Annotated in this window: 21 protein-coding genes; 16 read left to right on the forward strand and 5 right to left on the reverse strand. The window is 64.0% G+C overall.

Annotation, left to right across the window (positions count from 1 at the left end):
• Positions 1–89 precede the first annotated feature (89 nt).
• Together EB230_RS01850 and EB230_RS01855 are read left to right on the forward strand one after the other, a co-directional pair.
• Positions 90–1,100, forward strand: a complete 1,011-nt coding sequence (locus EB230_RS01850; protein WP_172371144.1) for an LLM class flavin-dependent oxidoreductase — start codon at positions 90–92, stop codon at positions 1,098–1,100.
• The gene (locus tag EB230_RS01855; protein ID WP_172371146.1) at positions 1,097–2,344 is read left to right on the forward strand and encodes an LLM class flavin-dependent oxidoreductase; all 1,248 of its coding nucleotides are present in this window, start codon (positions 1,097–1,099) and stop codon (positions 2,342–2,344) included. Before EB230_RS01850 ends, EB230_RS01855 begins: the two co-directional genes overlap by 4 nt.
• Before the next feature lie 11 nt (positions 2,345–2,355).
• On the opposite strand, the gene EB230_RS01860 is transcribed toward EB230_RS01855, so the two are convergent.
• The 5 genes from EB230_RS01860 to uraH form a co-directional block, all read right to left on the reverse strand.
• Positions 2,356–3,192 carry a PhzF family phenazine biosynthesis protein gene (locus EB230_RS01860; protein ID WP_172371148.1) on the reverse strand — a complete coding sequence of 279 codons (837 nt, stop codon included), beginning with the start codon at positions 3,190–3,192 and terminating at the stop codon, positions 2,356–2,358.
• A 92-nt stretch (positions 3,193–3,284) separates the two neighbouring features.
• The gene (gene xdhC / locus EB230_RS01865) at positions 3,285–4,187 is read right to left on the reverse strand and encodes a xanthine dehydrogenase accessory protein XdhC (RefSeq protein WP_172371150.1); all 903 of its coding nucleotides are present in this window, start codon (positions 4,185–4,187) and stop codon (positions 3,285–3,287) included.
• A 61-nt stretch (positions 4,188–4,248) separates the two neighbouring features.
• The gene (gene xdhB, locus EB230_RS01870) at positions 4,249–6,594 is read right to left on the reverse strand and encodes a xanthine dehydrogenase molybdopterin binding subunit (RefSeq protein WP_056569150.1); all 2,346 of its coding nucleotides are present in this window, start codon (positions 6,592–6,594) and stop codon (positions 4,249–4,251) included.
• Positions 6,594–8,075 (reverse strand): xanthine dehydrogenase small subunit, encoded by a 1,482-nt coding sequence (gene xdhA / locus EB230_RS01875; protein ID WP_056569148.1) that lies wholly within the window; start codon positions 8,073–8,075, stop codon positions 6,594–6,596. The genes xdhB and xdhA overlap by 1 nt, the downstream gene beginning before the upstream one ends.
• Positions 8,076–8,078: 3 nt before the next feature.
• Positions 8,079–8,453, reverse strand: coding sequence for a hydroxyisourate hydrolase (gene uraH / locus EB230_RS01880; RefSeq protein WP_056570324.1), 375 nt, complete (start codon positions 8,451–8,453; stop codon positions 8,079–8,081).
• 183 nt (positions 8,454–8,636) lie between these two features.
• On the opposite strand from uraH, the gene puuE reads away from it, so the two are divergent.
• The 14 genes from puuE to EB230_RS01950 all read left to right on the forward strand — a co-directional run bounded on the left by puuE (position 8,637) and on the right by EB230_RS01950 (position 25,005).
• Complete coding sequence (gene puuE, locus EB230_RS01885) at positions 8,637–10,055, forward strand: allantoinase PuuE (RefSeq protein ID WP_056569145.1); 1,419 nt, start codon at positions 8,637–8,639, stop codon at positions 10,053–10,055.
• Between the two features lie 10 nt (positions 10,056–10,065).
• Positions 10,066–10,929 (forward strand): bifunctional allantoicase/(S)-ureidoglycine aminohydrolase, encoded by an 864-nt coding sequence (locus EB230_RS01890; protein WP_056569143.1) that lies wholly within the window; start codon positions 10,066–10,068, stop codon positions 10,927–10,929.
• Positions 10,926–11,432, forward strand: coding sequence for an ureidoglycolate lyase (locus EB230_RS01895; protein ID WP_056569138.1), 507 nt, complete (start codon positions 10,926–10,928; stop codon positions 11,430–11,432). The genes EB230_RS01890 and EB230_RS01895 overlap by 4 nt, the downstream gene beginning before the upstream one ends.
• 65 nt (positions 11,433–11,497) lie before the next feature.
• Positions 11,498–12,091, forward strand: a complete 594-nt coding sequence (locus EB230_RS01900) for a nucleoside deaminase (RefSeq protein WP_056569136.1) — start codon at positions 11,498–11,500, stop codon at positions 12,089–12,091.
• Positions 12,092–12,186: 95 nt separating this feature from the next.
• A complete protein-coding gene (locus EB230_RS01905; RefSeq protein ID WP_172371152.1) occupies positions 12,187–14,172 on the forward strand; it encodes a CocE/NonD family hydrolase in 1,986 nt (661 codons plus the stop codon).
• A 154-nt stretch (positions 14,173–14,326) separates the two neighbouring features.
• Entirely contained in the window at positions 14,327–15,913 is a 1,587-nt protein-coding gene (locus EB230_RS01910) for an ABC transporter substrate-binding protein (protein ID WP_056569132.1), read from the forward strand.
• A gap of 16 nt (positions 15,914–15,929) precedes the next feature.
• The gene (locus EB230_RS01915) at positions 15,930–16,889 is read left to right on the forward strand and encodes an ABC transporter permease (protein WP_056569129.1); all 960 of its coding nucleotides are present in this window, start codon (positions 15,930–15,932) and stop codon (positions 16,887–16,889) included.
• A gap of 10 nt (positions 16,890–16,899) precedes the next feature.
• The gene (locus tag EB230_RS01920) at positions 16,900–17,724 is read left to right on the forward strand and encodes an ABC transporter permease (RefSeq protein ID WP_172371154.1); all 825 of its coding nucleotides are present in this window, start codon (positions 16,900–16,902) and stop codon (positions 17,722–17,724) included.
• Entirely contained in the window at positions 17,724–19,394 is a 1,671-nt protein-coding gene (locus tag EB230_RS01925) for an ABC transporter ATP-binding protein (RefSeq protein ID WP_172371156.1), read from the forward strand. The genes EB230_RS01920 and EB230_RS01925 overlap by 1 nt, the downstream gene beginning before the upstream one ends.
• A 175-nt stretch (positions 19,395–19,569) precedes the next feature.
• On the forward strand, positions 19,570–21,159 hold the full coding sequence (locus EB230_RS01930) for an ABC transporter substrate-binding protein (RefSeq protein ID WP_172371157.1): 1,590 nt from the start codon (positions 19,570–19,572) through the stop codon (positions 21,157–21,159).
• Between the two features lie 97 nt (positions 21,160–21,256).
• Complete coding sequence (locus EB230_RS01935; RefSeq protein ID WP_172371158.1) at positions 21,257–22,096, forward strand: alkaline phosphatase family protein; 840 nt, start codon at positions 21,257–21,259, stop codon at positions 22,094–22,096.
• Positions 22,097–22,341: 245 nt separating this feature from the next.
• Positions 22,342–22,908, forward strand: a complete 567-nt coding sequence (locus EB230_RS01940) for a sigma-70 family RNA polymerase sigma factor (protein WP_056570318.1) — start codon at positions 22,342–22,344, stop codon at positions 22,906–22,908.
• Positions 22,905–23,573 carry an anti-sigma factor gene (locus EB230_RS01945; protein WP_172371159.1) on the forward strand — a complete coding sequence of 223 codons (669 nt, stop codon included), beginning with the start codon at positions 22,905–22,907 and terminating at the stop codon, positions 23,571–23,573. The genes EB230_RS01940 and EB230_RS01945 overlap by 4 nt, the downstream gene beginning before the upstream one ends.
• Entirely contained in the window at positions 23,563–25,005 is a 1,443-nt protein-coding gene (locus EB230_RS01950; protein WP_172371160.1) for a S8 family serine peptidase, read from the forward strand. Before EB230_RS01945 ends, EB230_RS01950 begins: the two co-directional genes overlap by 11 nt.
• The last annotated feature ends 39 nt before the right edge of the window (positions 25,006–25,044 follow it).

A 25,044-nucleotide genomic window follows, 5' to 3' on the forward strand; every position in this document is an offset into this window, starting at 1 on the left:
TGAGCGGCAGTTGGACCAGCGCCGGCGGTTGCCATCGCTGCGGGCGGCGAACATAGTCCCGGCTCCATTTCGTCTCGCAGGAACCATCGATGGACAACGGCGCCACAATGCATCTTGCCGTTTCGCTGCTGCCGGGGACTTCCGACCTGACGGGTGAACCGGAATTCCGCCGCCTTGTCCGGTTTGTGCAGCAAGCCGAAGCGGCCGTGCTCGACATGGTGCTGCTTGCCGATTGCGCCCCGGCTTCCGACAGCGGTACAGTGAACAATCCGATGCCCTTCGAAGCAACGACTTTACTCGCCGCGCTGGCAACGGTGACGAGCCGGATCGGGCTGGTCGCGGCGGCCTCGACAGTCGCCCACCAGCCCTACAATCTGGCACGCCGTTTCGCTTCGCTCGACATTATCAGCCATGGCCGCGCCGGCTGGAACGCGACGATGGCGCGGAGCCCTCGCGAGGCCGCCAATTTCAGCCGGCCGGAAGGATTTTCCGACACCGACTTTCGCCGCCGCGGCGAGGAATATATCGGCATCGTCCAAGGCCTGTGGCAGGGCTGGGACGCGGATGCGCTGCTGTTCGACAAGACCGGCGGACGCTTCCACGATCCCGGGAAAATGCACCTGCTCGACCACAAGGGTGAGTTCTTCTCCGTGCGCGGGCCGCTGAACGTCGCGCGTTCGCCGCAGGATACGCCGGTGCTGGTGTTCTCCGGTCTGTCGGAGCCTGACCTGGATATTGCGGCCCGCACCGCCGATGTCATCTTGCTGGACAGCGGGTCGGTCGAGAGCGCGAAAGTACGCCATGACGATCTGAAGCGTCGCGCCACGGCGGCTGGGCGCGATCCGGACGCTGTGAAGGTGCTGACGAATATCTCGCTCGCCCCCGATGACAGCTCGGCCACCGTGGCCGATAGGCTGGAAACCCAATTTCGTGCAAAAAGCTGCGACGGATTCATCATCCAGTTGTCACAGCTTTCGGTATTCGACGATTTCATCAATCGTGTCGCGCCGGAGTTGCGGCGCCGCGGCCTGTTTCGAGAGACCTATCGCGGGACAACGTTACGCTCGCATCTCGGATTGGCCGGCGGAGGTGAGCAATGACGGCGCAGATGAAGCTCGGCGCCTTCCTGTGGGCAACAGGCCACCACATCGCCGCATGGCGCCATCCGAAGTCCCATGTCACGGCCGGCATCGACATCGGCCATTACATCCAGCTGGCGCGCACGGCGGAAGCGGCCAAGTTCGATATGATCTTCTGCGAGGACGCAGCCGGGCTGCGCGAGGCTAATATCGGCATCGCCAGCCAGACGTCGCGCTCGATCGGCTTCGAGCCGATCAGCCTGTTGTCGGCGCTGGCTGTCCAGACCAGCCGCATCGGCCTCGTCTCCACCGCCTCGACGAGCTACAATGAGCCCTACGGCCTGGCGCGGACGTTTCTGTCGCTCGACCATCTGAGCGGCGGCCGCGCCGGCTGGAACCTCGTCACTTCGGCAAGTCCGATCGAAGCCGCCAATTTCGGCGCGACAGGTCTCAAGCCCCATGCCGATCGTTATGAACGAGCGCGCGAATTCGCCGAGGTCGTCACCGCTCTTTGGCACGGCAAGGCTTCAGGCCATGATGGCCACAGCTTTTCGGTGCGCGACCCACTCGACCTGCCGCGTTCGCCGCAGGGCGCGCCGGTCATGGTCCAGGCCGGCGCCTCGGATGTCGGCCGCGATCTTGCCGCCCGTACCGCCGACGTGGTGTTCACGGCGGCGCAGACCTTCGAGGAAGCCAAGGCCTTCTACGACGATCTCAAGGGACGCATGGCGACCTACGGGCGTGAGCCCGACGACATCAAGATCATGCCCGGCGTCTCGCCCGTGGTGGCGCAAACCGAGGCCGAGGCCCGCGAGAAGCATGAGGAATTGCAGGAGCTCATTCCCGACGATGTCGGCGTGGCGCTGCTCTCCAGCTATCTCAGCATCTCCGATCTCGGACGCTATCCGATCGACGGACCGCTGCCCGAACTGCCGGAGAGCGAGGGCATGAAGAGCCGGCAGGCACTGGTCGTCGAGCAATCGCGCCGTAACGGCCTCTCCATCCGCCAGCTTGCCCGCCATTTCGCCGGCGCGCGCGGCCATTGGCGCATTGTCGGCACGGCGGCGCAGGTCGCCGACGAGTTGCAGGCGCGGTTCGAGGGTGGTGCCGCCGACGGCTTCAACGTGATGCCGTCTTATTTCCCGGGCGAGCTCGATGCCTTCGCCACGCTGGTGGTGCCGGAACTGCAGCGGCGCGGTCTGTTCCGCCAGGACTATGAAGGCCTGACGCTGCGCGACCATCTGGGCTTGAAACGGCCGGCCTGAGCCGGCGGCTTCTATGCTTCGTCCATCATGCGGGCCGTGCCCGAAACCCTGATCGAGCTGCCTGTCTCGGGCGAGATATCGGCGCGCAGGCGCGAGCGCATGCCCATGTCCTCGCCTTGCACGACATCGATCGCGCCGCCATGCGGCCAGCCGATGTCGCGGAGGTAGCCGGCAAAGGCAGCCGTCGAGGCTCCCGTCGCCGGATCCTCATAGACGCCGCCGGAGGCAAAGGGATTGCGCGTGTGGAAAAGCCGTGGCGTTTCGGCATAGGCAAGCAGGATCGTCACCAGCCCTTCGCGCCGCATCAAGGCCTGGCCGGCTTTCAGATCGTAGCGCATGGCGGCCAGTGCCTCGCGCGACTTGAGGGCCAGCACAAGGTGGTCCGCGCCGCCATGGATCAGCGCCGGCGGAATCGCCGGATCGAGATCGGTCGCGGCATAGCCGAACAGCGCCAGCGCCTCGGCGATCAGCTCTGGCGGTGCCGGCCTGCTGCGTGTCGGCGGCGACTGCAACGCGGCGGCGACGTTCACGCCATCTCGGAAACCTTCGACGGTGATGCTGGCCTGGTTGAGGGTCAGCGGGAACGTTCCATCGCCAAATTGCCGGACGAAGGCGGCTCCCAAGGCAATTGTGGCGTGCCCGCAGAAGGGAACCTCGGTTTCCGGCGAGAAGTAGCGCACCCGCCAGCTCTCGCCGTCCGGTGCGGCAAAGGCGGTTTCCGAGAACCCGACCTCCGCCGCCAGACGCTGCATCTCGCCGGCTTCGGGCAAGACGTCGCCTATCAGCACCCCGGCGGGATTGCCGCCGGTGTCGCCATCCGAGAAGGCCGCGATTTTCAGGACGTCCATGTATTCTCACCTCATGCAGGAACGCCGGGTGGATACCGCAAATGCATTTTTCCCGCGATTGAAAACAGGCAGGCCAACGAGCAGCTTTTTGGCTAACCGGCCATGACCTTGTCCTGCTGACGGTTGGCATTTGACGGCGCGTTGTGAACCACCAGCGCCGTCATGATCTCGGCGGCGGCAAGTGCCGCGATGACTGGCGGGCGCTTGTCCTTGACGGCGTCGCCGCCGATCGGCGAGACGAGGCGGGAGAATTCGGCTTCACTGCCTTCAGCCGACTTCAGGAACCAGTTCTTGAACGTCGCTTTCTTGGTCTTCGAGCCGATCATGCCGACATAGGCAGCGTCGTTCCGTTTCAGCGCCTCGGCGACGATCAGGAAATCCAGCGCGTGGTCATGGGTGAGGATCGCGAAAGCCGTGCCGGCGGGGGCGTTTCGCACCTCGGCCTCGGGCATCGGCGTCAGCCGCGTCTCGACGGTCTCCGGCATGCCTTCCAGCGCCTCGGCCCGTGTCTCGATGACGACGCCGTGCACGGGAAGGAGTGCGATCGTCGACGCCAGCGCCTGGCCGACATGGCCGCCGCCGAAGATGTAGACATGCGGCAGATGCGCTTCCTCGGCTTCAGCCTCGGCAATCAGCCTCTGTTCGATTGCGTTGTCGATCAGCCGAATCAGGACTTCGACGCGCCCGCCACAGCATTGGCCGATCTCCGGCCCGAGCGGCACGTCGAGCGTGGCGCAAACTTCATCGACCTCGATGCGGGCTTCCTTGCCCTGCCGCTTGCGGCGAGGTGAAGACGCCACCATCTGCCTGGCCTTGTCGATCGCCATATATTCGAGCTGGCCGCCGCCGATCGTGCCTGATGTCGCCGATGGCGAGACGAGCATGAAGGCGCCCTTCTCACGCGGCGTCGAGCCTTTGGTGCCGGCCACTTCGACCAAAGCGAGGCGATCTTGGCCGGCAAGGAAGTCTTTCAGGCTTTGCACTTTCGAATTCATCGTTCGCATTCCCGTGCGGGAAACATAGGGTTTTTCGGCCTGAATTGCACGTTTGCCGAATTCAGGCGTTCGCCTCTCCTTTCAGCCGCTCGATCGCCATCAGCACGCGTTCCGGTGTTGCCGGCGCATCGAGGCGCGGGCAGATCTTGTGGTCGGCCACACTGGCCACCGCATCCGACAGCGCATGCAGCACCGACATGCCGAGCGGGAAGGGCGGCTCGCCAACCGCCTTGGACCGGTGGATCGTCGGCTCGCTTGCCTCCGGCCAGTCGGCCAAAGTGACGTTGAAGATCTTCGGCCGGTCGGAGGCGAGCGGGATCTTGTAGGTCGACGGCGCGTGGGTGCGCAGCCGACCCTTGTCATCCCACCACAATTCCTCGGTCGTCAGCCAGCCCATGCCCTGGATGAAGCCGCCCTCGACCTGGCCGAGATCGATGGCGCGGTTCAGCGAACGGCCGGTCTCGTGCAGGATATCGGTGCGTTCGACCACATATTCTCCAGTCAGCGTGTCGACCGAGACTTCCGAGCAGGAGGCGCCATAGGCGAAATAGTAGAAGGGACGGCCCTGTCCCTTGTCGCGGTTCCAGTGGATTTTCGGCGTCTTGTAGAAGCCCGCCGCCGAGAGCTGGATGCGGGCCATGTAGGCCTGCTTGACGAGATCGGCGAATGCGATCTCCTGGTTGCCGATGCGCACCCGGTTGGGGAGGAACAGCACCTGATCACGCGGAACCTGGTATTTTTCAGCGGCGAAATCGGTCAGCCGATCCTTGATCTGGCGAGCGCCGTTCTGTGCCGCCATGCCGTTGAGGTCGGTGCCGGATGACGCCGCCGTGGCCGAGGTGTTCGGCACCTTGCCGGTGGTGGTCGCGGTGATCTTCACCTGGTCGAGGTCGACCTGGAATTCTTCCGCCACCACCTGTGCCACCTTGACGTAGAGGCCTTGCCCCATCTCGGTGCCGCCATGGTTCAGATGCACCGAACCGTCGTTATAGACATGCACCAGCGCCCCAGCCTGGTTGTAGTGCGTGGCCGTGAAGGAAATGCCGAACTTGACCGGCGTGAGCGCCAGGCCGCGCTTGATGAAACGGCTGTTGGCATTGAAGGCCGATATCTCGCGCCGCCGTCGCGCATAGCTGGCGCTTTCCTCAAGTTCGGCGACGATACGCTGGATGATGTTGTCCTCGACCGTCTGGTGGTAGGGCGTGATGTTGCGGTCGCTGGTGCCATAGAAATTCTTCTTGCGGATCTCGAGCGGATCCTTGCCGACCGCGAAGGCAACCTCGTCGATGACGCGTTCGGCACCGACCATGCCTTGCGGGCCACCGAAGCCCCGGAAGGCAGTGTTCGACACGGTGTTGGTGTAGAGCGGCGCCGACTGGGCATGCACGGCCGGCCAGAAATAGGTGTTGTCGCAATGAAACAGCGCGCGATCCGTCACCGGGCCCGACAGATCCGACGAGAAGCCGCAACGCGCGGCGAACATGAAATCAACGCCGAGAATGTTGCCCTCGTCGTCGAAGCCGACTTCGTAGTCGACGAGGAAATCGTGGCGCTTGCCGGTGGCGATCATGTCGTCGTCGCGGTCGGGCCGGATCTTGACGGCGCGATGGTGTCTTTTGGCCGCGATGGCGGCGAGCGCGGCAAACTGGTTGCCTTGCGTTTCCTTGCCGCCGAACCCGCCGCCCATGCGGCGGATCTCCACGGTGATGGCATTGCTGGGCACGCCGAGCGCATGGCTCACCATGTGCTGGACTTCGCTCGGATGCTGGGTCGAGGAATAGATGGTGACGTCTTGGTCCTCGCCGGGAATGGCCATGGCGATATGGCCCTCGAGATAGAAATGCTCCTGGCCGCCGACGCGCATCTTTCCCTTCAGCCGGCGCGGCGCCGCCTTGATCGCAGCGGCGGCATCGCCGCGCCTCAAGGTAAGCGGCGGCGTGACGAGCTTGTCCTTCCTCGGATCGAGTTCGCCGATGTCGGTGACGAAAGGTAATTCCTTGTACTCTACCTTGGCCAGCCTGGTGGCGCGGCGTGCCTGTTCGCGGGTTTCGGCGATAACGCAGAAGATCGGCTGGCCGAAGAATTCGACCTTGCCGTCAGCGAGCACCGGCTCATCGTGCCGACCGGTCGGCGAAATGTCATTCTCGCCCGGCACATCCTTTGCCGTCAGCACATCGACGACTCCCGAAGCGGCGCGCACCGCCGAAAGGTCCATGCTGGTGATGGTGGCATGCGCGGCGGCCGAGAGTCCGAGGCAGCCATGCAGCGTACCCGCCGGTTCCGGCATGTCGTCGATATAGACGGCGGTGCCGCTGACATGCTTGTGGGCGGAGTCATGCCGCTGATCGGTGGCAACGCCGCCGGTGATCTTCTCGGCCTTGAGATTTGACGTGGCGTGCTTGTTCATCAGGCAGCCTCGTTGCGTGACACCTGGAATGGTGCCCTGGTGCCGGTGGTTTCGACGAAGAAGCGCAACAACAGGTTTTTCGCGGCCAGAGCCCGGTATTCGGCTGACGCCCGCATGTCGGTGAGCGGGCTGAAATCCCTGGCGTACTCAGCCATCGCCGTCTCGACCGTCGCTTCGGTCCAGGGCTTGCCGAGGAGTGCCTGTTCAACGAAGGACGCCCGTTTTGGCGTCGCCGCCATGCCGCCATAGGCGATGCGCAGGTCGGCGACCGTGCCGTCCCTGGCCAGGGTCAGGAAAAAGGCGCCGAGGGCCGCGGTGATATCCTCGTCGCGGCGCTTGGTGATCTTGTGCACCGCGAACTTCGTGTCCTTGGCCGGCACGGGAACGTGTACCGACTCAACGAACTCGCCCGGCTGCCGGTCCTGCTTGCCATAGGCAATGAAGAAGGTTTCCAGCGGGATCGTGCGCCGCTTCTTGCCCTTGCGCAGGGTCAGGCGCGCGCCAAGCGCGATCAAGGGCGGCGGCGTATCGCCGATCGGCGAGCCGTTGGCGATGTTGCCGCCGATCGTGCCCATGTTGCGCACCTGTTCGCCACCGATGCGATCGAACAGCGGCCCCAGCGCCGGGATGCGTTTGGCCAGCGTCGAGAAGGCTTCAGAATAGGTGACGCCGGCGCCGATCGATATGACGCCCTTGTCCTCGGAGATGGTGCGCAGCCCGTCCAGATTGCCGATGAAGATCACCGGCGAGATGTCGCGCATGTGCTTTGTCACCCACAGGCCGACATCCGTGGAGCCGGCAACGACCGTAGCGCCGGGTTCCTTGTCCAGCAAGGCGGCGAAGTCGTCGACATTGGCCGGCACGATGAGACGCTTCTTGCCCGACCCGATCTCGACACGGGCGCCGTCATGCATGGCTTCCAGCCTCGCCGTGATCGCTTTGCGCTCCACCGCCAGCGGATCCTTTGCCGCCTTGCCGTAGCTGGAGATGGCGTGCGCCGCGCGCATGATCGCCTCATAGCCGGTGCAGCGGCAAAGATTGCCTTGCAAGGCCTTTTCGATGGCCGCGTTCGACGGGTCTGGAGACTTCATCCACAGGCCATAGAGCGACATGACGAAGCCCGGCGTGCAGAAGCCGCATTGCGAACCGTGGAAATCGACAATCGCCTGCTGGACGGGATGCAGCTTGCCTGGCTCGCCGCGCAGATGCTCGACCGTCACGACATGGGTGCCGACGAGCGAGCCAAGGAAGCGGATGCAGGCATTGACGCTTTCATAAACCAGCCCGCCGGCGGAGAGCTTGCCGACAAGCACCGTGCAGGCGCCACAATCGCCCTCGGCACAGCCTTCCTTGGTGCCGCGCAGCGAACGGTCGAGGCGCAACCAATCGAGCAGGGTCGCGTCGGGAGCCACCGACGTCAGCACGACATCGCTGCCATTGAGGATGAAGCGGATTTCGTTTCGGACGGTGACCTTGGCCATGCCTCAGCTCCCCCTGTAGGTCGAATAGCCGTAGGGTGAGATCAGCAAGGGTACGTGATAGTGCACCGCCTCCGCCATGCCGAAGCGGATCGGCACGCTATCCAGGAAAGCGGGCTCGGGCAGCTTTGTGCCCTGGCCGCGCAGATAGTCGCCAGCCGCGAACACCAGTTCGTATTCGCCGGTGCGGAACTCAGCGCCTACCAGCAGCGGCGCGTCGCAACGGCCATCGGCATTGGTTGCGACAGTCTTCAGATGTTTCCTGGCCGAACCGTCGAGACGATAGAGTGCGATCGACAGTCCGGCCGCCGGCTTGCCGGTCGCCGTGTCCAGCACATGGGTCGTCAGGCGCCCGCCATCGGCTTTCGACGTTTCAGCCATTGGCCGCCTCCCATCCAGGTACATCAGAACAACAGTGATGAATTGTGCGCCAATTAAAGGCGATGCATAAGTCCCGGTCGAGCGGAGTGCGACAAAAACACTTTCAAAAATTTTCGGGGGAATGCGAGAAGCACCCTTTCGATATCCTGATCATACTTCGGGCGATGCCCGGCGGGAGGGACGATGCGTTACGAAAGAGACATGCGTGGCTACGGAGCCAATCCGCCGGATCCGAAATGGCCAGGCGGTGCGCATGTCGCCGTACAGTTCGTGGTCAACTACGAAGAGGGCGGCGAAAACTGCGTGCTCCACGGCGACAAGGCATCGGAAGCCTTCCTGTCGGAAATCGTCGGCGCCGCACCCTGGGTGGGCCAGCGCCACTGGAACATGGAATCGATCTATGAATATGGCGCGCGGGCCGGCTTCTGGCGGCTGCTTCGCCTGTTCAGCGAGCAGCAAGTGCCTGTGACCTGCTACGGCGTCGCCACCGCGCTGGCACGCTCGCCCGACCAGGTCACGGCCATGCAGGACGCCGGCTGGGAGATCGCTTCGCATGGGCTGAGATGGATCGATTACCGCGACCACAGCGCCGCGGATGAGCGCGGCGACCTCGAAGCGGCGATCAAGCTGCATTACGAAGTGACAGGCCAGCGCCCGACCGGCTGGTATACGGGCCGCACCTCGGTCAACACGGTGCGTCTGGTCGCCGAGGAAGGCGGCTTCGACTATGTCTCCGACACCTATGATGACGAACTGCCTTACTGGTTCGAGCATGCAGGCGGCACGCAGCTCATCATCCCCTATACGCTCGACGCCAACGACATGCGCTTCGCCACGCCACAGGGCTTCAATTCGGGCGATCAGTTCTTCGCCTATCTCAAGGACAGTTTCGACACGCTCTATGCCGAGGGCAAGGCCGGACGGCCGCGCATGATGAATATCGGCCTGCATTGCCGGCTCGTCGGGCGCCCGGGCCGGGTCGCGGCGCTGAAGCGCTTCGTCGACTATGTGAAGTCTCACGACAAGGTCTGGCTGGCGCGGCGCATCGACATCGCCCGCCACTGGCAAGAGAACCATCCTTACAAGCCGGCGGCGCTAAGACCGTCGAAGATGGAATTCGAGACATTCGTCCACACGTTCGGCGGTGTGTTCGAGCATTCGCCGTGGATTGCCGAACGGGCCTACGAACTGGAACTGGGTCCGGCGCACGACACGGCAGGCGGCCTGCACAATGCGCTTTGCCGCGTCTTCCGTGCCGCCAGCGAAACCGAGCGGCTCGGTGTGCTCAACGCCCACCCAGACCTAGCCGGCAAGCTGGCCAAGGCCAAGCGGCTGACGGCGGAATCGACCCGGGAACAAGCCTCGGCCGGCCTCGACGCGCTGACGGACAAGGAACGCGAACTGTTCTCCAAGCTCAACGCAGCCTACGTCACCACCTTCGGCTTCCCCTTCATCATCGCGGTGAAGGGCAAGACCAAGGAGGAAATCCTGGCGGAATTCGAGGCGCGCATAGGCAACAGCCGCGGCGTCGAATTCGAAACCGCCTGCAAACAGGTCGAGCGCATCGCGCTGCTCCGCCTCAGGGACATGCTACCGCAATAGGTTTGAAACCATGGATACGATCAGGATGCCCGACCGAACCTACTACGCGCCGCATGGCGGCCATTCCGGTCAATCCGAACTGCTGACAGGCCGTGCCGTCTTCACGGAGGCCTACGCCGTCATCCCCAAGGGCGTGATGCAGGATATCGTCACCAGCGCCTTGCCGTTCTGGGACAAGACCCGCGTCTGGATCCTGTCTCGGCCGCTGTCCGGCTTCGCCGAGACGTTCTCGCAATACATCGTCGAGGTCGCGCCCGGCGGCGGCAGCGAGCGGCCGGAGCCCGATGCCGGCGCCGAGGGTGCCCTGTTCGTGGTCGAAGGCGAATTGACGGTCATGCTTGCCGGCAGGAAGCATGTCTTGCGGCCAGGCGGCTTCGCCTTCCTGCCGCCGTCAAGCGGCTGGACAGTTCGCAACGAAAGCACGGCCGCCGTCCGTTTCCACTGGATTCGCAAGGCTTACGAAGCGGTCGACGGCCTCGATATGCCTGAAGCCTTCTTCACCAACGAGCAGGATATCGCGCCTTCGCCGATGCCTGGCACCGAAGGCCGCTGGGCCACGACACGGTTCGTCGATCCGGCCGATTTGCGCCACGACATGCACATGACCATCGTTACGCTCGAGCCCGGCGCCGTCATTCCCTTCGCCGAGACGCATGTGATGGAGCACGGGCTCTATGTGCTGGAAGGCAAGGCGGTCTATCGCCTCAACCAGGACTGGGTCGAGGTCGAGGCCGGCGACTATATGTGGCTGCGCGCCTTCTGCCCGCAGGCCTGCTATGCTGGCGGCCCCGGCAAATTCCGCTATCTGCTCTACAAGGACGTCAACCGGCACGCCAAGCTCGGCGGGGCTGGCATCGGCGGCCACTCGCGGTGACCCGCTCCATCCCGGCTCATATCGTCGCGCGGCCGCTGACCCGCGAGGCCTTTGCCCCCTTTGGCGATGTCATCGACATGGGCGGCGACAACCATTACCCGATCAATGGCGGCAAGGCCGAGCGCTACCATGATCTGGCGACCGCCGAGGCGACGGGACCGAACGCGCGGGTGCTGATCTCCATGGTGCGCGGCACGCCTTACGAAATACCGCTCAAACTGACCATGGTCGAGCGCCACCCCTTCGGCAGCCAGGCCTTCATTCCGCTGTCGCCGCGCCCGTTCCTGGTCGTCGTCTGCCATGACGGCAAGGAGGGGCCGGGCGAACCGCATGCCTTCATCACCACGCCGGGACAAGGCGTCAACTATTCCCGCAACCTCTGGCACGGCGTGCTGACGCCGCTTGGCGAGGCTCAGGATTTCCTGATCGTCGACCGTGGCGGCGACGGCTCCAACCTCGAAGAGTTCCATTTCTCGCACGCTTACGAGATCCATCTCCCTTGATCTTTGTGCATGTCGCCACCCAAAACCGCGGGCACTTTTGGCCGACATGCAGCAGGAGACCCGTCATGACCGACATTTCACTGATCGACCGCCTGCTCGACGTCATCGAGCACGACATCGTTCCGAAGACGGCGGAAGGCGTCGCGCACGGCAACAAGCTGTTCGGCGCGGCGATCCTGCGCAAGGACGACCGCTCGCTGGTGCTGGCCGAGACCAACAACGAGATCGAAAACCCGCTCTGGCACGGCGAGGTGCATTGCCTGAAGCGGTTTTATGAAATGCCCAGGGCCGAGCGTGTCGATACCAAGGACGCGCTGTTCATCGCCACGCATGAACCCTGCTCGCTCTGCCTTTCGGCGATCACCTGGACCGGCTTCGACAATTTCTACTACCTCTTCAGCCACGAGGATTCGCGCGACAGTTTCGCCATCCCGCACGATCTGAAAATCCTGAAAGAGGTCTTCACCCTCGACCCCGGCGGCTACAATGCCGAGAATGCCTACTGGAAGAGTTTTTCGATCCGCAGGCTTGTGCGCGCGCTGCCCGAGGCCGAACGCCAACGGCTGGAAACGCGCATCGGCACCATCTCGGCACGCTACGACGAACTGTCCGAAGCGTACCAAGCGAGCAAGGCCGAGAACGATATTCCGCTGAATTGAGAGAATGAAGCGGTAGCAGCACAGGTCGCATATTTCGCTGCTCCAGTCGCGAATGGCGATTGAAAGTTGCCGTGCCGCGGGGCGTTATGCGCAGCATGAAAACCATTACCGAATTCCCCCGCAAAGTCGTCGAATTTCCTGACATGGGCATCGTCATGCCGGATGGCTGCCGGCTGTCGGCGCGGGTGTGGATGCCGGAAGATGCCGGCGACGATCCGGTGCCTGCCATCCTCGAGCATCTGCCCTACCGCAAGCGCGACGGCACCATCTTTCGCGATCAGCTGACGCATCCCTATTTTGCCGGCCACGGCTACGCTTCGATCCGCGTCGACATGCGCGGCAATGGCGATTCCGAAGGGCTGATGGACGACGAATATTCCGAGCAGGAGTTGCAGGACGCATGCGACGTCATCGCCTGGGCGGCGGCTCAGCCCTGGTGCAACGGCAATGTCGGCATGATGGGCATCTCCTGGGGCGGCTTCAACTGCCTGCAGGTGGCGGCCAAGCAGCCGCCTGCGCTCAAGGCGGTGATCAGCCTGTGTTCGACCGTCGACCGCTATGCCGACGACATCCACTACAAGGGCGGTTGCCTGCTGATCGAGAATTTCGGCTGGGCCTCGACGATGCTGTCCTTTTCGTCGCGGCCGCCGGACCCGCTGATTGCCGGCGACAACAGATGGCGGGACCTGTGGCTGACCCGTCTGGAGAACCAGTCGTTCCTCGCACCGCTGTGGCTGAAGCACCAGCACCGCGACGCCTATTGGAAACGCGGCTCGATCTGCGAGGATTTTTCCGCCATTCATGCCGCCGTACTGTCGATCGGCGGCTGGCATGACGGCTACCGCAACACGATCTCGCACCTGGTGACCAACATCGAGGCGCCGGTAAAGGGCATCGTCGGCCCGTGGATCCACAAATATCCGCATTATGCCGGCCCCCGCCCGGCCATCGGCTTTTTGCAGGAAGCCCTGCGCTGGTGGGACCATTGGCTGAAGGGCGCCGAGACCGGCGTCGAGAACGATCCCGCCTACCGCGCCTATGTGATGGACAGCGTGCGCCCAGCACGTTGGCACCCGGAGCGGCCAGGCCGCTGGATGGCAGAGACAGAATGGCCCTCGCCCACAATCAAGAGCCAGACGATCGATCTGCTCCCCAAGGGAAGCCGACCTGCCATCGTCGCCTCGCCGCAGAATTGTGGTCTCGCCGGCGGCGAATATTTTCCGTTCACCTTCGGACCCGAATTGCCGGGCGACCAGCGCCCCGACGACGCGCTGTCGGTCTTTTTTGATCAGCCACTGCTCACGGAGCCGATCGACATCGTCGGCGCGCCGGTAGTCGAGGTCACGTTCTCTTCCGACCGCCCACAGGCCAACATCGCGATCCGGCTGTGCGACGTGCATCCCGACGGCGCTTCGGAACTGATCTCCTACGGCGTGCTCAACCTGACGCACCGGGCGTCGCACGAATTTCCGCGGGCGCTGGTGCCGGGCGAAACCGCTTCGGCGCGCGTCGTGCTCGATCAATGCGCCTATCGCGTGCCGGCGGGCCACCGGCTGCGCATCGCGGTGTCGAACGCCTACTGGCCTGTCATCTGGCCCTCGCCACAGCCGGTACAGCTCGCCTTGTCGGCGGCGACGCTGGCCCTGCCGCTGCGCCCGCTGGCGACAGGCGACGAAACGACGTTCGCCGAGCCGGAAGGCGCTACGCCCTGGGCCACGGAAATGGTCCGGCCCGCCAATTCCGAACGCCATGTCGATCGCGACGAAAAGACGGGGATCGTCACGCTTTCCATATCTGATGATTTTGGCGAGGTGCGCGATCTCGACCATGGCCTGGTCAACGGCAGCATCGCCCGCGAGACCTGGGCGATCCATCCAGACGATCCGCTGTCCGCCTCGGGAAAAACCCATTGGACCCAGACCCTGTCGCGGAATGAATGGTCGGTCCGCACCGAGACATGGGCAGAGATGCGGTCGGACGCGGAAAACTTCATCCTCAGCGCCAGAATCGAAGCCTATGAGGGTGAAAAAATCGTGTTCGAGCGCAATTTCGAGGAAAAAATTCCACGCGCGCTCGTTTGAGATCCCAAGCCGTTGGTCCAAATGCGACGTGCGATTTACGCCACGGCATGTCGCATTCGGTCTTGCTTACGGCATTGGCTTACCCTCATTATTCAGGGAGAATTAAAAACAAAAATCGACCGCAGAGTCGAACCAACAGAGTGAGGAACTCAATATGTCAAACGAACTGGAATTCCTTAGCCGGCGTGTCGCAGCAGGCAAGCTGAGCCGTCGTGACTTTCTCGGCAGGGCGGCGGCACTCGGCATCGCGGCACCTTTCGCCAACTCGCTTCTTTCAAGTGCGGCGCGCGCGGCAGGCCCGGTCAAGGGCGGCACGCTGAAAGCCGGCCTGGTCGGCGGTGAATCCACCAACAGCCTCGATCCGGCGCTGATGATGACGCAGGTGCCGTTCGCCTTCGGCAAGTGCTGGGGTGAAATGATCGTCGAGCTGTCCCCGGACGGCAAGCTCGAGAACCGCATCGCCGAGGACATCGGCTCATCCAAGGACGCGAAGGTCTGGACGCTGAAGATCCGCGACGGCGTCGAGTTCCACAACGGCAAGACCGTGACCGCCGAGGACGTGGCGGCCACGCTTGAGCGCCATTCCGACGAGAAGTCGAAATCCGGCGCGCTCGGCTACATGAAGGGCATCGAGACCATCAAGGCTAGCGGCAAGGAAGTGGTGCTGACCCTGAAAGAGGCCAATGCCGACCTGCCCTACCTGCTCAGCGACTATCACCTGATCGTCCAGCCCAATGGCGGCAAGGACAAGCCCGATGCCGGCATCTCGGCCGGCCCGTACGTGGTCAAGACCAACGAGCCCGGTGTGCGCCACGGCGGCGAGCGTTTCGCCAACTACTGGCAGGGCGACAAGATGGGCCATGCCGACCAGATCGAAGTCATCGTCATCAACGACGCCACGGCGCGCACGGCCGCCCTGCAGGGCGGCCAGGTCAACATGATCAACCGCGTCGAGCCGAAAATCGTCGACCTGATCAAGCGCGTGCCGGGGGTGACCATCCGCAACCATGCGGGTCCGGGTCACTATGTCTTCATCATGCATTGCAATACGGCGCCGTTCGATAACAACGACCTCAGAATGGCGCTGAAGCTCGCTATCGATCGCGAGGAGATGCTGACCAAGGTGCTGCGCGGCTATGGTTCGCTCGGCAACGACTTCCCGATCAACGCCGCCTACCCGCTGTTCACCGAGATCGAGCAGCGCAAGTACGATCCGGACAAGGCCAAGTTCCACTACAAGAAGTCGGGCCATGACGGCACCGTGCTGCTGCGGACCTCGGACGTTGCCTTCCCCGGCGCGGTCGATGCCTCCCAGCTCTTCCAGCAGAGCGCGGCCAAGGCCGGCATCAAGATCGAGCTCAAGCGCGAGCCCGGCGACGGCTACTGGAACGAGGTCTGGAACAAGCAGCCCTTCTGCGCTTCCTACTGGGGCGGGCGTTCGACGCAGGACCAGATGTACTCGACCGCCTATCTGTCGACCGCCGACTGGAACGACACGCGTTTCATGCGGCCGGACTTCGACAAGATGGTGCTCGCGGCGCGCGCCGAACTGGACGAGGCCAAGCGCAAGCAGATGTACCACGACATGGCTGTGATGGTGCGCGACGAAGGCGGCCTGATCCTGCCGATGTTCAACCAGTTCATCGACGCCACCGGCGCCAAGGTCGATGGCTGGGTGGACGATCCGCACCAGGAACTGATGAACGGCTACGCCCTGGCGAAGTGCTGGCTGCAGGCCTGAGTCCGGCTTTGCAGAGATGTCTTCACCCATCCTGAAACTAATCGCCCAGCGCATTGCGCTGGGCATCCTCCTTCTGTTGGCCATATCGGTCCTCATCTTCGCCGGCACCCAGATCCTGCCCGGCGACGTCGCACAAGCCATTCTGGGACAATCGGCGACACCGGAGTCGCTCGCCAATCTGCGCGAGCAGCTCGGGCTGAACGATCCGGCCTATGTCAGGTATTTCCATTGGCTCGGCGGCGTGCTGACCGGCGACCTCGGCACGGCCATGTCGAGCGGCCAGGATATCGCCACGTCGATCAAGGGGCGGCTGTGGAACACGCTGTTCCTCGCCTTCTGGGCGGCGGTCGTGGCGGTGCCGCTGGCGATCATCCTCGGTCTGATCGCCGTGCGCTTCCGCAATGGCTGGGTCGACAAGCTGATCTCCGGGCTGGCGCTCGCCTCCACCTCCTTCCCCGAATTCTTCATCGGCTACCTCCTGGTCTATTTCTTCGCCGTGAAATGGCAGATCTTCCCGGCCATATCGACCGTTTATGACGGCATGCCGTTCGGCGAGCGGATGCAGGCCATCGCGCTTCCGGCGACGGCGCTCACCCTGGTGGTGCTCGCCCATATGATGCGCATGACCCGCGCGGCGATCCTCAATGTCATGCAGTCGGCCTATGTCGAGACGGCTGAGCTCAAGGGCCTTTCGGCCTTCGCGGTCATCCGCAAGCACGCCTTCCCGAACGCGATCGCGCCGATCATCAACGTCGTCATGCTCAATCTCGCCTATCTCATCGTCGGCGTGGTCGTGGTCGAGGTGATCTTCGTCTATCCCGGCATGGGGCAGTATCTGGTCGACCACGTCACCAAGCGCGACGTGCCGGTGGTGCAGGCGGTCGGCCTGATCTTCGCCGCCGTCTACATCAGCCTCAACATCATCGCGGACATAGCGGCGATCGTCGCCAATCCGCGTCTCAGACATCCAAAGTGAGGGGGCGGGCATGCTCGATATAAAACGCATCCCCATCCCCGCCCTGATCGGCCTGGTGCTGACCGCCCTGTTCGTGCTGGCGGCGGTCTTCGCACCGTTGATCGCCCCGCACGCCAATGCCGAGATCGTCGGCGACGTCTGGGAGCCGATGTCGGCAACGCATTGGCTGGGCACCGACAATCTCGGCCGCGATCTCTTGTCGCGCATGATCTACGGCGCCCGCATCACCTTGTTCATCGCCGTGCTGGCCACAGCGCTGTCCTTCTCGCTCGGCGCCATACTCGGTTTCTCGGCGGCGGTGTTCGGTGGCTGGTTCGACACGATCCTGTCGCGCCTCGTCGATCTCCTGATGTCGATCCCGACACTGATCATGGGCCTGGTCGTGCTCTCCGTGCTGCCGACGAACCTGGTGACGCTTATCCTGGTCATGGGCATCCTCGACTCGACACGCGTCTACCGCCTGTCGCGCGCGGTCGCCGTCGACATCAACGTCATGGACTATGTCGAGGCGGCAAAGCTGCGCGGCGAAGGCAGTGCCTGGATCATCTTCCGCGAAATCCTGCCCAATGCGCTGTCGCCGCTGGTTTCGGAACTCGGCCTGCGCTTCATCTACGCGGTGCTGTTCCTGTCGACGCTGTCCTTCCTCGGCCTTGGCGTGCAGCCGCCGGACGCCGACTGGGGTGGCATGGTCAAGGAGAACAAGGACGGCATCGTCTTCGGCATTGCCGCCGCGCTCATTCCGGCGGGGGCGATCGCGGCGCTCGCCATCTCGGTCAACCTTGTCGCCGACTGGATCCTCAACCGCACGACAAGCCTGAAGGGAGGACGCGGGTGATGGCCGACAGCAAAGCGAACCCCGGACAACCCAAGCCAGGCGTGCTGCTCGATATCAGGAACCTGCGCATCGAGGCCACGGTGTACCCGCCCGGCGAGGCGCCAAAGAACATCGTGCTGGTGCACGATGTCTCGCTGACGCTGGAAAAGGGCAAGGTGCTGGGCCTGATCGGCGAGTCCGGCGCTGGCAAGTCGACCATAGGCCTGTCTTCCATGGGCTATGGCCGCGGCGGCGTGCGCATCACCGGCGGCGAGGTGATCCTAAATGGCCGCGACATCCTGAAGGGCGGCAAGGAAGGCTTCCGCAAGCTGCGCGGCCGAGAGGTCTGCTACGTGGCGCAATCGGCGGCGGCCGCCTTCAATCCAGCGCACCGGCTGATGGACCAGGTGGTGGAAGCCACGCTGCTGCACGGCACGGCGACACGCGCCGAGGCGGAAAAGCGCGCTGTGGCACTGTTCAAGAAGCTCAGCCTGCCAAACCCCGAAACCATCGGCGAACGCTTTCCACACCAGGTCTCGGGCGGCCAGCTGCAGCGCGTGATGACGGCAATGGCGCTGTGCTCGGAACCGGACCTGATCGTCTTCGACGAGCCGACGACGGCGCTGGACGTGACGACGCAGATCGACGTTCTGTCGGCGATCAAGGACGCCATCCGCGACACCCATGTGGCGGCGCTCTACATCACCCACGACCTTGCCGTCGTCGCCCAGGTCTCCGACGAAATCATGGTGCTGCGCCACGGCCGGCTGGTCGAATGGGGCGGTACAAGGCAGATCATCAAGGAGCCGCGCCAGGAATACACCAACGCGCTGGTCTCGGTGCATGAGATCGAACATGCCGAACAGAAGCCGGGCGCGACACCGTTCCTGTCGGTGAAAAACGTCACCGCCGCCTATGGCGGCGGCCAGGTCAAGGTGCTGAAGAACGTCTCGGTCGATATCTACCCCGGCCAGACGCTGGCCGTGGTCGGCGAATCCGGCTCCGGCAAGTCAACGCTGGCGCGCGCCATCACCGGACTTTTGCCGCCCGAGCAAGGCAACGTCACCTTCGATGGGCGGCCGCTGGCCAACCGGCTTGCCGACCGGCCGAAGGAGGACCTGCGCCAGTTGCAGATGATCTACCAGATGGCCGACGTGGCGATGAACCCGCGCCAGACCGTCGGCACCATCATCGGCCGCCCGCTCGAATTCTATTTCGGCATGCGCGGCCGCGAACGCGACAAGCGCGTTGCCGAACTGCTCGACGAGATCGAGATGGGCAAGGGTTTCCTCGACCGCTATCCGGCCGAGCTTTCGGGCGGCCAGAAGCAGCGCGTGTGCATCGCGCGTTCGCTTGCCGCCAAGCCGAAGCTGATCATCTGTGACGAAGTGACATCGGCGCTCGATCCGCTGGTGGCGCACGGCATATTGAAGCTGCTGCTGAACCTGCAGCAGCACGAAAAGGTCGCCTATCTCTTCATCACCCACGACCTGGCGACGGTGAAGTCGATCGCCGATTCGATTGCGGTGATGTATCGCGGCGAAGTGGTGCGCTACGGCTCGAAGAGCAAGGTTCTCACGCCGCCTTTCGATGCCTATACGGACCTGCTCTTGTCGTCGGTTCCGGAAATGGAGATCGGCTGGCTGGAAAAGGCCATCAAGGGGCGGCGCATGGCCAGCGCGGGGAACTGAGAATTCAGGAGGGCGAGCGGGTTTTCCGCCCGGGATTGCGCTAAACAAACAAAGGGATAGGCTGAAGCGACTGGCCGGGGAGCGACCATCGTCATCAGCATGCAACACTAGGGCGCCACACGTCCTTCCGGACAGGCGCCGCCGGTGTGACTTTATTTTCAACAAGGGGTAGGACATGAAGACTGAACTCGACCATCTCGCTGAGCTCGCCGGCCAGGGCTGGATATCACGTCGCGACTTCCTTGGCCGCACCGCGGCGCTGGGTGTGTCGGCGGCGCTGGCAACGACGCTGGCCGGGAAAGCCTTCGCACAGACGCCGATCAAGGGCGGCATCCTCAAGGCCGGCCTGCAGGGCGGTGAATCGACCAACAGCCTCGATCCCGCGCTGAACCTCAGCCAGGTCACCTACAGCTTCGGCAAGCAGTGGGGCGAATATCTGGTCCGGCTGATGCCGGACAACAGCCTGACCAACATGATTGCCGAGGAGATCGGCGCTTCCAAGGACGCCAAGACCTGGACGATCAAGGTGCGTGACGGCATCGAGTTCCACAATGGCAAGACGGTGGCCGCGGAAGACATCGCCGCCACGATCGAGCGCCATGCCGACGAGAAGTCCAAGTCCGGCGCGCTCGGCATCCTCAAGAACATCAAGGGCGTCAAGGCGAGCGGCAAGGAAGTCATCGTCACGCTCGGCGATGCGGACGCCGACTTCCCCTACCTCATGGCCGACTACCATCTCGTCATCCAGCCGAATGGCGGCAAGGACAATCCGAATGCCGGCATCAGCGCCGGCCCCTACAAGGTCACCGTCAACCAGCCAGGCGTGCGCCATGGCGGCGAGCGCTTCGCCAACTACTGGCAAGGCGACAAGCTGGGCCATGCCGACCAGATCGAGATCGTCGTCATCAATGACGCCACGGCGCGGCTGGCCGCGCTGCAGGGCGGCCAGGTGCACATGATCAACCGCGTCGAGCCAAAGGTCGTCGACCTGGTCAAGCGCATCCCGGGCGTCACCATCGAGAACGTGTCGGGCAAGGGCTACTATCCGTTCAACATGTTCTGCGATACGGCGCCGTTCGACAACAATGACCTTCGCATGGCGCTCAAGCTCGCCATGGACCGTGATGAATTGCTGGAAAAGATCCTGCGCGGCTACGGCTCGGTCGGCAATGACTTTCCGATCAATGAAGCCTACCCGCTGTTTTCCACCGACATCGAGCAGCGCAAGTTCGATCCGGAAAAGGCGGCGGCGCTCTACAAGAAGTCGGGCCACAGCGGCTCCATCCTGCTGCGCACCTCCGACGTCGCCTTCCCCGGCGCCGTTGACGCGGCCCAGCTCTACCAGCAGAGCGCCGCCAAGGCCGGCATCAAGATCGAGATCAAGCGCGAGCCGGGCGACGGCTACTGGTCGGAGGTCTGGAACAAGCAGCCCTTCTCGCTCTCCTACTGGGGTGGGCGCGCCACGCAGGACCAGATGTATTCCACCGGTTACGTTTCGACCGCCGACTGGAACGACACCCGCTTCAAGCGGCCGGAATTCGACAAGATGCTGTTTGCGGCGCGCGGTGAACTCGACCAGGCCAAGCGCAAGGCGATCTACCACGACATGGCGGTGCTGATGCGCGACGAAGGCGGCCTGATCGTCCCGTTCTTCAACCAGTTCATCGATGCCGCCGCCAGCAACAAGATCAGCGGCTTTGCCAAGAGCCCTATCGGCGAAATGATGGATGGCTACGCGCTTGGCGAGTGCTGGCTCAACGCCTAGCTGAACCCTGCCTTTCCGATTCACGTGTAAGAACGCCGTGTGCCCGAAACGGCACACGGCGTTCCCATTTCAACTACCAAACCTGATGGAGCTGCCCATGGCGCTCAAATCCAAACTTCTGCTGATCATCCTCGATGGTGTTCCCTACAGGAACTGGCGCCGGCTGATGGGCAATCTCGAGGGCTGGGTGCAATCGGGCGAGGCACGGGTCTGGAAGATGCGCTCGGTGCTGCCGTCGACCTCGGCCTGCTGCTATGCTTCCATCCACACCGGCGTGTCGCCGCAGGTGCATGGCATTCTTTCCAACGAGAACCGCTTCCGGGTCGCGCAGCCCGACATCTTCTCGGAAGTCAGCAAGGCCGGCGGCAAGACCGGCGCGGTGACGCATTCCTACTGGTCGGAATTCTTCCGGTCCTATCCGTTCGACCTGGTCGAGGACATGGAATATGACGAGCCGGGTGGTCCGATCACGCATGGCCGGTTCCATACCATGACCGGCTATAATGCCCGAAACCAGATGACGCCGAGCGACGTCGACCTGTTCGCGACGCTGACCATGCTGACGAAACGCCACGGCATCGACTACGGCATCCTGCACACATGCACGCTGGACTCGATGGGCCATCGCTTCGGCCACGACTGCCACGAGATGGACCATGCCGTCTATGCGATGGACGGCATGCTGGCAGCCTTCCTGCCTGGCTGGATCGAAGCCGGTTACGAGGTCATGGTCACCGCCGACCACGGCCAGACCGACCGTGGCCACCATGGCGGCCATGACGACGAAATGCAGGATTTCGCGCTGTATTATTTCGGTCCGGCGAAGGGCCCCGAGGGCGACACGCTGCTCGATCAGCTGCAGCTGGCGCCGACCGTGCTGAGCCGGCTGGGCGTGCCGGTGCCGGCGACGATGAAGGCGAAGCCCTTTTTGGGGTAATGTGAAGGGGACGTCGGCGCCGCCCTCATCCGCCTGCCGGCGTTCGTCGTTCGAAAAGCCAAGCAGTTGGCTTTTCGCCCGCTGCGCGGGCCACTCCTCAACTCCCCGTATAGTGACGGGAGAGAAGGGATGCTCTGGCAACATCCCCATAGTTCGGTTAGCCTCCGCGAATTCCTTGGCGGAGGATGAACCTTTTTGGGCCGATCAGCGACAGAGCAGGCAGGAGCCAGGCGGCTCGACCGGCCATGACGGCAGCGACGGATACCGATCGCGCGCTTGTCGACCGGGTCGCGAAGGGCGACCGTGCCGCCGTGCGGCTCCTGTTCATGCGCCACCATGCGCGGGTCTACCGCTTCGTGGCGCGCCAGACGGGATCGGAAATGATGGCTGACGATATCGCGAACGAAGTCTTCCTCGAATTGTGGCGCCAGGCGCCAGGCTTCGAGGGGCGCTCCGAAGTCTCGACATGGCTGCTCGGCATCGCCCGGTTCAAGGCGCTGTCCTTGCTGCGCAAGAAGAAGGAAGACTGGATCGACGACGAGGCCGCCGCCGCGGTGCCCGACGGCGCCGACACGCCGGAGGTCGTCACGATGAAGGAGGACAAGGCCGCCGCCTTGCGCCGCTTTGTCGATGCCTTGCCCGAAGAGCACCGCACGGTGATCGACCTTGCCTATTATCACGGACAATCGGTGACCGATATCGGCGAGGTGCTCGGCATCCCGGTCGCGACCGTCAAGACTCGGATGTTCTACGCCCGCAGGAAACTCGGAGAGGCCCTCAAGGCCGCCGGTTACGACAGGGGGTGGCCATGAGCGCCGCTGAGAAAATGTCGCGCCGCGACGAAATGGAAACGCTGCTGCCGTTCTATCTGAACGGCTCGCTGGAAGGCTCGGAGCTGGAAGCCGTCGAAGAATGGCTGGCGACGGATCCGGCGGCAATGGCAGCCCTTGGCGAGGCCGAGGCCGAATTCTCCAGCATATCGGCCGCCAATGAGGCGATCCGTCCGCCGGCCGATGCGCTCAGCCGCTTCGCCAGGGCACTCGATGCCGAAGCGGGACCGGCACGGGCACCGGCAGGCTCCTCCTGGCTGGCGCAGGCCTGGGGGCGGTTCATGGCGGTGCCGGTCGGTGTCGCCTGGGCCACGGCCGCCGTCTTGCTGGCCCTGATTGCGGTGCAGTCCCTGGTGCAGCCCGGCGGCAAGGGCAAGGATTTCGAGATCGCCGGCGCCGAAGATGACCTGGCGAAAATGCCGTTCGCGCTGGTCAAGTTCAAACCGGATGCGAGGATGTCCGATATTTCGGGCTTTCTCGGCAGCAGCGGGTTGAAGGTCATTGGCGGACCGACCGCCGATGGCGTGTTCCGGCTCGGCATTCCCGCGGCCAACGCAGCCGACTACACCAAGCAGCTCGGCCTTATTGCTGCCCAGCCGTTCACCGAGACTGTGATCGAGGGAAGGAAACCGGTTGATGGCGGCTGAGGCGGTCGTTCGATTTGCGGTGATCCTAGCGGCGGCGATGACAATCGCCGCCGTGCCTGCATCGGCACAGACCAACAAGAGCACCGGCGACCAGACAAGGATCGACTGCCGCAACGGCACCAACGCGGCAGGAGCCGACTGCGCCAAGGACAACGAAAAGGACGGTTCGGGGGCGACGCGACCCGGCGCCGTCTTTCTTCCGGCGCTGATCGTCGACCTCTTTCCCAATCCCGCCGAAACTCCGGTGCCCGTGCCGACACCCGCACCGCGCCAGGATCCGGGTACGCCGCCGGCCGCCCCCGCCGATGCGCAACCGGGAATCTCGGCCGCGATCGTCTCGCCCACCGATCTCATCGCCGTTCAGCCGCCGCGCGCGGTGGCGGGCGATTTCGTGCCCGACGAGGTGCTGGTGACCGTCGACGGCGATGCCGGCGCCGTGCAGCAGATCGCCGCCTCGTTCGGCCTTCAGGTTCGTTCGCAGCGCCAGTCGCGGCTGCTCGGCACCACGCTGGTGCGTTTCGGCATTCCAGACGGCCGCCCTGTCGGTGTCGTGCTGGCGCAGCTTGCCGCCGACAGCCGCACGCAGCGCCGCGAGCCCAACCATATCTACTCGCTGCAGCAGGCCGCCGGCATCGTCAACTATGCCTTCGACCGCATCGCGCTCGATGCCAAACAGGCCAGCGGCGAAAACGTTCGTGTTGCCGTCATCGACACCGGCATCGACGACACCAATCCGGCGCTGGCCGGCGTGATCGCCGCGCAGTTCGACGCCATGCCCGACGTGCCGGTCGAGAAGCGCGACCATGGTACTTCGATCGACGGCCTGATCGCCGGCGTCGGCGCGCTCGAAGGCATGGCGCCGGGCGCCAGGATCTACCACGCCCGTGCCTTCGAAGGCGGCAAGTCGACCATGGACGTCATCCTGTCGGCACTCGACTGGGCGGCCGAGCAGAATGTCAGCATCATCAATATGAGCTTCGTCGGGCCGAAGAACGACCTGCTCGGCGCCGCCTGCCGCAATGCACGGGCACTCGGCATGGTGCTGGTCGCCGCCGCCGGCAATAACGGGCCGAAGGCGCCCTATGGCTATCCGGCCGCCTTCGACGGCGTCATCGCGGTGACCGCGACCGACGCCAGGGACGCTCTGATGCCGCAGGCCAATCGCGGCGCCTACGTCTTCATTTCGGCGCCCGGCGTCGAAATGGTGGCGCCAAGCGGTGCCGGCTCCGATGTCGTCACCGGCACATCGTTCGCGGCGGCGATCGTGAGCGGCGCCATCGCCAATCTCCTCCATGCCGCGCCCGGCCGCTCGGCCGACGACATCGAGAAAGCACTGGCGGCGACAGCGAAGGATCTCGGCCCCAAGGGACGCGACAACGATTTCGGCTACGGACTGCTGGACATCCAGGCGGCCGAAGCGGCGAAGGAATAAGGCTGGGCGACCCGCACTGGCTATCCGCAACGGCCGGGA

The organism is Mesorhizobium sp. NZP2234 (assembly GCF_013170765.1).
Lineage (GTDB): Bacteria > Pseudomonadota > Alphaproteobacteria > Rhizobiales > Rhizobiaceae > Mesorhizobium > Mesorhizobium loti_D.

Excerpts from the sequence above, each read along its gene's own strand:
- EB230_RS01850 (WP_172371144.1), top strand. The coding sequence starts at position 90 with ATGGACAACGGCGCCACAATGCATCTTGCCGTTTCGCTGCTGCCGGGG.
- EB230_RS01855 (WP_172371146.1), top strand. The coding sequence starts at position 1,097 with ATGACGGCGCAGATGAAGCTCGGCGCCTTCCTGTGGGCAACAGGCCAC.
- EB230_RS01860 (WP_172371148.1), bottom strand. The coding sequence starts at position 3,192 with ATGGACGTCCTGAAAATCGCGGCCTTCTCGGATGGCGACACCGGCGGC.
- xdhC (WP_172371150.1), bottom strand. The coding sequence starts at position 4,187 with ATGAATTCGAAAGTGCAAAGCCTGAAAGACTTCCTTGCCGGCCAAGAT.
- xdhB (WP_056569150.1), bottom strand. The coding sequence starts at position 6,594 with ATGAACAAGCACGCCACGTCAAATCTCAAGGCCGAGAAGATCACCGGC.
- xdhA (WP_056569148.1), bottom strand. The coding sequence starts at position 8,075 with ATGGCCAAGGTCACCGTCCGAAACGAAATCCGCTTCATCCTCAATGGC.
- uraH (WP_056570324.1), bottom strand. The coding sequence starts at position 8,453 with ATGGCTGAAACGTCGAAAGCCGATGGCGGGCGCCTGACGACCCATGTG.
- puuE (WP_056569145.1), top strand. The coding sequence starts at position 8,637 with ATGCGTTACGAAAGAGACATGCGTGGCTACGGAGCCAATCCGCCGGAT.
- EB230_RS01890 (WP_056569143.1), top strand. The coding sequence starts at position 10,066 with ATGGATACGATCAGGATGCCCGACCGAACCTACTACGCGCCGCATGGC.
- EB230_RS01900 (WP_056569136.1), top strand. The coding sequence starts at position 11,498 with ATGACCGACATTTCACTGATCGACCGCCTGCTCGACGTCATCGAGCAC.
- EB230_RS01905 (WP_172371152.1), top strand. The coding sequence starts at position 12,187 with ATGAAAACCATTACCGAATTCCCCCGCAAAGTCGTCGAATTTCCTGAC.
- EB230_RS01910 (WP_056569132.1), top strand. The coding sequence starts at position 14,327 with ATGTCAAACGAACTGGAATTCCTTAGCCGGCGTGTCGCAGCAGGCAAG.
- EB230_RS01915 (WP_056569129.1), top strand. The coding sequence starts at position 15,930 with ATGTCTTCACCCATCCTGAAACTAATCGCCCAGCGCATTGCGCTGGGC.
- EB230_RS01920 (WP_172371154.1), top strand. The coding sequence starts at position 16,900 with ATGCTCGATATAAAACGCATCCCCATCCCCGCCCTGATCGGCCTGGTG.
- EB230_RS01925 (WP_172371156.1), top strand. The coding sequence starts at position 17,724 with ATGGCCGACAGCAAAGCGAACCCCGGACAACCCAAGCCAGGCGTGCTG.
- EB230_RS01930 (WP_172371157.1), top strand. The coding sequence starts at position 19,570 with ATGAAGACTGAACTCGACCATCTCGCTGAGCTCGCCGGCCAGGGCTGG.
- EB230_RS01935 (WP_172371158.1), top strand. The coding sequence starts at position 21,257 with ATGGCGCTCAAATCCAAACTTCTGCTGATCATCCTCGATGGTGTTCCC.
- EB230_RS01940 (WP_056570318.1), top strand. The coding sequence starts at position 22,342 with ATGACGGCAGCGACGGATACCGATCGCGCGCTTGTCGACCGGGTCGCG.
- EB230_RS01945 (WP_172371159.1), top strand. The coding sequence starts at position 22,905 with ATGAGCGCCGCTGAGAAAATGTCGCGCCGCGACGAAATGGAAACGCTG.
- EB230_RS01950 (WP_172371160.1), top strand. The coding sequence starts at position 23,563 with ATGGCGGCTGAGGCGGTCGTTCGATTTGCGGTGATCCTAGCGGCGGCG.